General features: G+C 58.4%; 7 protein-coding genes. 1 reads left to right on the top strand and 6 read right to left on the bottom strand.

Annotation, left to right across the window (positions count from 1 at the left end; all coding sequences use genetic code 11):
• From ACR0EZ_RS21445 to rpsL, 4 genes are all read right to left on the bottom strand, one after another.
• On the bottom strand, positions 1-91 hold a 91-nt coding region (locus tag ACR0EZ_RS21445; RefSeq protein ID WP_215675807.1), incomplete at its 3' end, for a GTP-binding protein.
• Positions 92-151: 60 nt separating this feature from the next.
• Positions 152-2,269 (bottom strand): elongation factor G, encoded by a 2,118-nt coding sequence (fusA, locus tag ACR0EZ_RS21440; RefSeq protein ID WP_480616750.1) that lies wholly within the window; start codon positions 2,267-2,269, stop codon positions 152-154.
• A gap of 18 nt (positions 2,270-2,287) precedes the next feature.
• Positions 2,288-2,758 (bottom strand): 30S ribosomal protein S7, encoded by a 471-nt coding sequence (rpsG, locus tag ACR0EZ_RS21435; protein WP_170446863.1) that lies wholly within the window; start codon positions 2,756-2,758, stop codon positions 2,288-2,290.
• Positions 2,759-2,773: 15 nt separating this feature from the next.
• Positions 2,774-3,145, bottom strand: a complete 372-nt coding sequence (gene rpsL / locus ACR0EZ_RS21430; RefSeq protein ID WP_005621086.1) for a 30S ribosomal protein S12 — start codon at positions 3,143-3,145, stop codon at positions 2,774-2,776.
• A gap of 385 nt (positions 3,146-3,530) precedes the next feature.
• On the opposite strand from rpsL, the gene ACR0EZ_RS21425 reads away from it, so the two are divergent.
• Positions 3,531-4,346, top strand: coding sequence for a putative rhamnosyl transferase (locus tag ACR0EZ_RS21425; RefSeq protein ID WP_480616748.1), 816 nt, complete (start codon positions 3,531-3,533; stop codon positions 4,344-4,346).
• Here ACR0EZ_RS21425 and ACR0EZ_RS21420 read toward each other — a convergent pair.
• Complete coding sequence (locus ACR0EZ_RS21420; protein ID WP_480616747.1) at positions 4,331-5,200, bottom strand: DMT family transporter; 870 nt, start codon at positions 5,198-5,200, stop codon at positions 4,331-4,333. The two genes, ACR0EZ_RS21425 and ACR0EZ_RS21420, sit on opposite strands and share 16 nt — an antisense overlap.
• A 128-nt stretch (positions 5,201-5,328) precedes the next feature.
• Complete coding sequence (locus ACR0EZ_RS21415; protein WP_480616745.1) at positions 5,329-5,949, bottom strand: class I SAM-dependent methyltransferase; 621 nt, start codon at positions 5,947-5,949, stop codon at positions 5,329-5,331.
• Positions 5,950-6,029: the final 80 nt, after the last annotated feature.

Below are 6,029 nucleotides of genomic sequence, written 5' to 3'. Positions count from 1 at the left end.
CTGCGGTCAGCGTGGTCTTGCCGTGGTCAACGTGGCCAATCGTGCCGATGTTGACGTGCGGTTTTGTACGCTCAAACTTTTCCTTTGCCATGATGGCCTCCTTTGTCGGTAATGACAGGAGCCCGCTAACCGGGCTCCCTCAAATCTTCGCTTATGCGTATTTCGCCTGGATCTCGTCCGAGATGTTCTGCGGAACCGGATCGTAGTGGTCGAACTGCATGGTGAACTGGGCACGGCCCGACGACATCGAACGCAGGGTGTTGATGTAGCCGAACATGTTGGCCAGCGGAACAAACGCGTCAATCGCGATGGCGTTGCCGCGCGGTTCCTGACCAGAGACCTGGCCACGACGCGAGGTCAGGTCGCCGATGATACCGCCGGTGTATTCTTCCGGGGTGATCACTTCGACCTTCATGATCGGTTCCAGCAGCTTCGCGCCAGCTTTGCGCATGCCTTCACGCATACACATCCGCGATGCGATTTCGAACGCCAGAACGCTCGAGTCGACGTCGTGGAACTTACCGTCCAGCAGGGCAACCTTGAAGTCGATCACGGGGAAGCCGGCCAGCGGGCCGCTGTCCATGACCGAGTTGATGCCTTTTTCAACACCGGGGATGTATTCCTTCGGAACGGCACCACCAACGATGCGGCTTTCGAACGAGTAACCCTCGCCCGGCTCGGTCGGCTGGATTTCCAGCTTGACTTCCGCGAACTGACCCGAACCACCAGACTGTTTCTTGTGGGTGTAGGTATGCTCGACCGGCATCGAGATGGTTTCGCGATAGGCCACCTGCGGTGCACCGATGTTCGCCTCGACCTTGAACTCGCGCTTCAGACGGTCCACCAGGATGTCCAGGTGAAGTTCGCCCATGCCCTTCATGATGGTCTGGCCCGATTCCAGGTCAGTTTCCACACGGAAGGACGGGTCTTCGGCGGCCAGACGGGCCAGACCCTGGGACATTTTCTCCTGGTCGCCCTTGGTTTTGGGCTCGACCGCGATCTCGATCACCGGATCGGGGAAGGTCATGGTTTCCAGAACCACCGGATCCTTCGCGTCGCACAGGGTGTCACCGGTGGTGGTGTCTTTCAGACCCGCCAGCGCGATGATGTCGCCTGCAAACGCTTCTTCGATCTCTTCCCGGTTGTTCGAGTGCATCATCATCATACGACCGATGCGCTCTTTCTTACCTTTGGTCGAGTTCAGGATCGAGTCACCCTTGTTCATGGTGCCCGAGTAGATCCGGGTGAAGGTCAGCGAACCAACGAAGGGGTCGTTCATGATTTTGAACGCCAGACCCGAGAAGGCCATGTCGTCGTCTGCACGACGGGCGATGTCACGAACTTCTTCCTCGTCGCCGGGTTTGAAGCCCATGTAATCGACAACGTCCAGCGGGCTGGGCAGATAGTCGATCACAGCGTTGAGCAGCGGCTGAACGCCTTTGTTCTTGAACGCAGACCCACCCAGAACCGGAACGAACGCGATTTCCAGGGTGCCTTTGCGCAGCAGGGCGCGCAGGGTCGGAACGTCGGGCTCATTGCCTTCCAGGTATTCCATCATCGCGTCGTCGTCCATTTCGACGGCCGCTTCGATCATCTTGCCGCGCCATTCTTCAGCCATGTCCTTCAGGCTGTCGCGGATCGGTGCTTTGATCCAGCTTGCGCCCAGATCTTCGCCCTGCCACAGCCATTCTTCCATGGTGACCAGGTCGATCAGACCTTCCAGCTCGGACTCGGCACCGATCGGAATACCAACCGGAACAGCGCGTGCGCCGGTGCGGTCTTCGATCATGTTGACGCAGTTGAAGAAGTCAGCGCCGATCTTGTCCATCTTGTTGACGAAAACCATACGCGGAACCTTGTAGCGGTCAGCCTGACGCCACACGGTTTCGGTCTGGGGTTCAACACCGGCGTTTGCGTCCAGAACGCAGACGGCACCGTCGAGAACCGCCAGCGAGCGTTCGACTTCGATGGTGAAGTCAACGTGGCCGGGGGTGTCGATGATGTTTAGGCGGTGCTTGGGCGTGTCAGCATGCTGACCATCTTCGGTGCGTTCCCAGAAAGTGGTGGTCGCAGCCGAGGTGATGGTGATGCCGCGTTCCTGCTCCTGCTCCATCCAGTCCATGGTGGCTGCACCATCGTGCACCTCACCGATGTTGTGGGATTTGCCAGTGTAATACAGGATACGCTCCGAGCAGGTGGTCTTACCTGCGTCGATGTGCGCCATGATACCGAAGTTACGGTATAGTTCGAGCGGATATTCGCGTGCCATTTTTGATAAGCCTCTGAATTACCAGCGGTAGTGGCTGAAGGCTTTGTTCGCCTCGGCCATCTTGTGGGTGTCTTCGCGCTTTTTCACGGCAGTACCGCGGGACTGTACAGCGTCCAGCAGCTCACCGGCAAGGCGCTCTTCCATGGTGTTTTCGTTGCGGCCGCGCGCAGCGGTGATCAGCCAGCGGATGGCCAGGGCTTCGCGGCGCTCGGGGCGGACTTCGACCGGAACCTGATAGGTTGCACCACCAACCCGGCGCGAGCGAACCTCGACCGACGGTTTGATGTTGTCGAGCGCTTCGTGGAACACTTCGACAGGTGCGCGCTTGATCTTGGTCTCAACGCGGTCAAAGGCGTTGTAGACGATGCGCTCGGCGACCGACTTCTTGCCGTCGATCATCAGGTTGTTCATGAATTTGGTCAGAACCTTGTCGCCAAATTTGGCGTCAGGCAGGACTTCGCGTTTTTCGGCGGCGTGACGACGTGACATATCAGCCTCTCCTTCTTACTTGGGACGCTTCGCGCCGTATTTCGAACGACGCTGCTTACGGTCTTTGACGCCCTGAGTATCCAGAACACCGCGCAGGATGTGGTAACGCACACCAGGAAGGTCTTTTACACGGCCGCCACGGATCAGAACAACCGAGTGTTCCTGCAGGTTGTGGCTTTCACCGGGGATGTACGAGATCACCTCGAACCCGTTGGTCAGGCGCACCTTGGCAACCTTACGCATAGCCGAGTTCGGTTTCTTCGGTGTGGTGGTATATACACGTGTGCAGACGCCGCGTTTCTGCGGGCACTGCTCCAGGTGCATGGACTTCGAGCGTTTTACTTTGGGCTGCCGCGGTTTGCGGATCAGCTGTTGAATAGTTGGCATTCCGGTTTCTTCCCCGTTTTGCAACACACATGACATGCACGCGGTTGCGTGCGGTTAAACTTTACTGCACTCATGCGTCCACAAGCGCAAAACCCGCGAGCGTTCCCATTCCGAGGTGAACGTCGCGGTTGGTTATCAGAGGGCGCGAACGGCAAAATTGTCCGGGCCTTGACCAGTTCATTACTGAGATCGGTTTTGGGGCGGCCCCCGGTACCGAGATGCGCGCGTATTAAGGGGAGTCGGCCCCGGTGTCAACAGCGCGCAGGCCCCGAGGCCCGTCAGGCCGGATAGCGCTGATTTATCAAAGGCCGCAGGCCCCTTCCACCGTTGCGGGTTCCGGATGCCCCCGGCATAGTGCGCTGAGACTTCGAATATCGGATGACGAATGCAAGTGATAGGGCTCTGCCGGTTTTCCTTTCCCGCCCTTGGGAGCTTTCAGACCGAACATGAAACGCTGGAGGAGCGGCGGCGGTTTCTCTACAGCCCCGAGCGGCTGGAAGAGCGGTTCCGCCTGTTTGAATCCTCGACTCTGCCCTGCTTTCGCGAACATACGGACGAGGATTTTGAACTGCTGGTCGTCGTGGGCCATTGCCTGCCCAAACCTGCCTTTGACCGGCTGAATGACCTGACGGCAGACGTGAAACAGGTGCGGATCGTGCAAAGATCGTCGGATACCGACAAACGCCACCGGCATGTGATGAAGGATATCCTGAACGAGGCCCGCACAGATCCCGATCAGCCCTGCCTGCAATTCCGCCATGATGACGACGATGCCGTGTCCGTCGATTTCGTGGAACGGCTGCGCGAAGCGGCGCGGGACAGCAAGGCGCTGATGGCGCGGAACCGTCATGTCGGGATCGATTTCACCCAAGGGTTTTTTGCCCGTCTCAATGCGCAAGGTATTGTGGCGAAAAAGACGTACAAGTCGCTACTGGGCGTCGGGCTTGGCATGCACATTCGCGGTGGATGCAAACAGACGATCATGAGCTTCACCCACCACAGGGTTGGTCGCTTCATGCCGGTCGTAAGCTACCCGGATGCACCGATGTGGGTGCGGTCCCTGAACGGTTTCAACGATTCCAAAAGGGCCAGGAACAACACCAAGGAACTGCTCCCCCTGACCCCCGAGCAAGAGGGCGAATTCATCGCCCGCTTCGCCATCGATCAGACCGTGGTCCGGCAGGTTCACTCTGCCGCCTGATGTGAGCGTTCGCGGAACAGGGTGAACACCCCAGCGGCCACGACCAACCCGGCCCCGAACAAGGTGATCATGTCCGGCCATTCGCCAAAAACGGCCCAGCCCAGCCCAAGGGCCCAGAGCAGGCTGGTATATCTGAAAGGCGCGATAAATCCGACCTCGCCTTCGCGCATGACCATGACGCTGAACAAATAGGCCACCAGGATAAACACCCCCGCCGCGGCCACCATCGCACCGCTGCCGGGTGATACGGCCGCCCAGCCCTCGAAGACCGAGAAAACACCAGCAATCAACGTGACCGACAGCGCTGTGGCAAGGGTAACGACCATGGATGGCACCTGCGCCGACATCCGCCGCGTGATCAGATCGCGCACAGCCACCGAGACCATCGCTGCCAGAGCGTAACCGGCATAGAGGCTGAACCCATCAGGCCCCGGCCGCACGATCAGCAGCATCCCGGCAAAACCGATGCCAATGGCCAAAATCCGCCGCCAGCCGATCCGTTCCGAGAAAAACAGCGCCGCCCCCAGCGTCACCGTCAGCGGCAGCGCCTGCAGAACCGCCGACACATTCGCAAGCGGCATGTTCTTCAGTGCGGTCAGGAAAAAGAAGGTGGCCGACAGTTCCGCAACGCATCGGAAGGCGATCAACCATTTGTCATGAAACGGAAAATTCAGATGCAGAGCGCCGAGATACCGGGTAAGGACAAAGATCAAACCGGTGGCCAGCGCCCCCCGCATCGCAACCACCTGAAACAGCGGCAGCTCCTGCAGGGCCACCTTCACAAAGGTATCGTTCACCGTAATCGCGGCCATGCTGCCCATCATCAGCAGGGCGCCTTTGACGTTGGGGGTCATTGCGCTCTGCTCCAAGTCAAGAATATCGAAGCATTGGCAGTACGCGGGGAATGGATGTCAAGAGTTTGCAAACCCCTGTAGTTTAAGTATGGACCAATGCGCATTTTTGTTGTTCACGGCCTGACGTGTCATTTTCGGATGGCCACTATTCCTCGGCTCGTGCGTGAAGGGGGCCCGGAAGGAAAAGAATAGACAGTTTCAACATCGAAACCTGCCTCGCGTAGCAGAGACAGAATTTCATCCCGCTGAAACGTGCGGTGACGCCATTGAAACCAGATGATCACGTTGCACCAGTGCGGTTTGGACACCACAAGGTACAGCCGTCCACCGGGACGCAACAGGCCATAAATCTGTGTCAATGCGCGCATCGGATCGGGACAATGCTCGATCACATGCGCTACGAGAACGACGTCGGCAGGCTCCAGATCGACTTCACCCAACAAGCCCTGAACAAGGTGCGGCTCGACACCCCGGGCGCGCAAAGCAGCCTGACCCTGGATCAGCATCGCGCGGCTGGGTTCGAGCAGTGTCAGTTTTTCCGGTGGCCCATTGGCTGCTGTCCAAGCCTCGGAGAACGACGCCGTTCCCGCACCTATGTCCAGGACATGCGCCGGTTGTACCCTCTTCTTTGGCCCAGCGGTAAGGAACCCCAGATAGGCATCATAATAGCCCAGCATACGCATCTTATCGCCCCATTTTGGGGCGGCGCTCTCGTAGCGGGTCGCAATATCCGAGGTCATTTTCTTCATGGTATCCGCGCTTCAAATACCCCAATGCGAAGAACAATATTCTAATGCGCAAGCGTTACGTTCATAACACCCCAAAACAG

The organism is Ruegeria sp. AK4, from assembly GCF_056541025.1.
Note: the sequence above shows the minus strand (reverse complement) of the source record. Positions and strands in the feature narration are given on the sequence as shown.

Bases quoted from the DNA above. Each gene is read 5' to 3' on its own strand.
- fusA (WP_480616750.1), bottom strand. From the start codon at position 2,269: ATGGCACGCGAATATCCGCTCGAACTATACCGTAACTTCGGTATCATG.
- rpsG (WP_170446863.1), bottom strand. From the start codon at position 2,758: ATGTCACGTCGTCACGCCGCCGAAAAACGCGAAGTCCTGCCTGACGCC.
- rpsL (WP_005621086.1), bottom strand. From the start codon at position 3,145: ATGCCAACTATTCAACAGCTGATCCGCAAACCGCGGCAGCCCAAAGTA.
- ACR0EZ_RS21425 (WP_480616748.1), top strand. From the start codon at position 3,531: ATGCAAGTGATAGGGCTCTGCCGGTTTTCCTTTCCCGCCCTTGGGAGC.
- ACR0EZ_RS21420 (WP_480616747.1), bottom strand. From the start codon at position 5,200: ATGACCCCCAACGTCAAAGGCGCCCTGCTGATGATGGGCAGCATGGCC.
- ACR0EZ_RS21415 (WP_480616745.1), bottom strand. From the start codon at position 5,949: ATGAAGAAAATGACCTCGGATATTGCGACCCGCTACGAGAGCGCCGCC.